The 1,996-nt window shown below is 43.5% G+C and carries 1 protein-coding gene; it reads right to left on the bottom strand.

Annotation, left to right across the window (positions count from 1 at the left end):
- A partial coding sequence (locus ACU8DI_RS11185) for a DUF7507 domain-containing protein (protein ID WP_447113079.1) occupies positions 1-1,996 on the bottom strand: 1,996 nt, incomplete at both ends.

The following is a 1,996-nucleotide window of genomic DNA, read 5'->3' as shown; positions in this document are numbered from 1 at the left end:
TCTTCAGTGACACTTAGGTCAAATAAGGTCACATCGCCTGTGTTGCTAATCGTATAAGTATAAGTAATAACATCACCAACACTTACCACACCATCAGCACCTAAGTCTAGGTTGCTTGTCTTGGTAAGCGACATTGATGGGTTTTGTGGAATAACCGTATCTGTTGGATCATCATCACTGGTTGGATCACTTGGATCATCACTATCATCTGTGATACTGTTACCTGCTGGGTCATTACCACTAGCAGTCGCTTGGTTGGTAACCACACCTGCATCAATATCTGCCTGTGTAATAGCGTAGGTAGCTGTGTAAACAATCGTACCTGCACCTACAGCTAAGTCCTCAAGATCTGCATCACCATCTAGGTCTGCTCCGCCACTTACATACACTGGTGTTGGTAAAGTTCCTGTTCCAGTAAAATCGGCTGCATCTTCAGTGACACTTAGGTCAAATAAGGTCACATCGCCTGTGTTACTAATAGTATAAGTATAAGTAATAACATCACCAACACTTACCACACCATCAGCACCTAAATCTAGGTTGCTCGACTTGTTTATACTCAATTCAGCATTATTAAGAATTATAGTATCTGTTGGATCATCATCACTGGTTGGATCACTTGGATCATCACTATCATCTGTGATACTGTTACCTGCTGGATCATTACCATTAGCAGTCGCTTGGTTGGTAACCACACCTGCATCAATATCAGCTTGTGTAATAGCGTAGGTAGCTGTGTAAACAATCGTACCTGCACCAACAGCTAAATCCTCAAGATCTGCATCACCATCTAGGTCTGCTCCGCCACTTACATACACTGGTGTTGGTAAGGTTCCTGTTCCGGTAAAGTCGGCTGCATCTTCAGTGACACTTAGGTCAAATAAGGTCACATCGCCTGTGTTACTAATCGTATAAGTATAAGTAATAACATCACCAACACTTACCACACCATCAGCACCTAAATCTAGGTTGCTTGTCTTAGTAAGAGACATTGATGGGTTTTGTGGAATAACCGTATCGGTTGGATCATCATCACTGGTTGGATCACTTGGATCATCACTATCATCTGTGATACTGTTACCTGCTGGGTCATTACCACTAGCAGTCGCTTGGTTGGTAACCACACCTGCATCAATATCAGCTTGTGTAATAGCGTAGGTAGCTGTGTAAACAATCGTACCTGCACCTACAGCTAAGTCCTCAAGATCTGCATCACCATCTAGGTCTGCTCCGCCACTAACATACACTGGTGTTGGTAAAGTTCCTGTTCCGGTAAAGTCGGCTGCGTCTTCAGTGACACTTAGGTCAAATAAGGTCACATCGCCTGTATTGCTAATCGTATAAGTATAAGTAATAACATCACCAACACTTACCACACCATCAGCGCCTAAGTCTAGGTTGCTTGTCTTGGTAAGAGACATTGATGGGCTTTGTGGAATAACCGTATCGGTTGGATCATCATCACTGGTTGGATCACTTGGATCATCACTATCATCTGTGATACTATTGCCTGCTGGGTCATTACCATTAGCAGTCGCTTGGTTGGTAACCACACCTGCATCAATATCAGCCTGTGTAATAGCATAGGTAGCTGTGTAAACAATCGTACCTGCACCTACAGCTAAATCCTCAAGATCTGCATCACCATCTAGGTCTGCTCCGCCACTAACATACACTGGTGTTGGTAAGGTTCCTGTTCCGGTAAAGTCGGCTGCGTCTTCAGTGACACTTAGGTCAAATAAGGTCACATCGCCTGTGTTGCTAATCGTATAAGTATAAGTAATAACATCACCAACACTTACCACACCATCAGCACCTAAGTCTAGGTTGCTTGTCTTGGTAAGAGACATTGATGGGTTTTGCGGAATAATCGTATCGGTTGGATCATCATCACTGGTTGGATCACTTGGATCATCACTATCATCTGTGATACTGTTACCTGCTGGGTCATTACCACTAGCAGTCGCTTGGTTGGTAACCACACCTGCATCAATAT

It is taken from the genome of Psychroserpens sp. BH13MA-6, from assembly GCF_052983595.1.
Note: the sequence above shows the minus strand (reverse complement) of the source record. Positions and strands in the feature narration are given on the sequence as shown.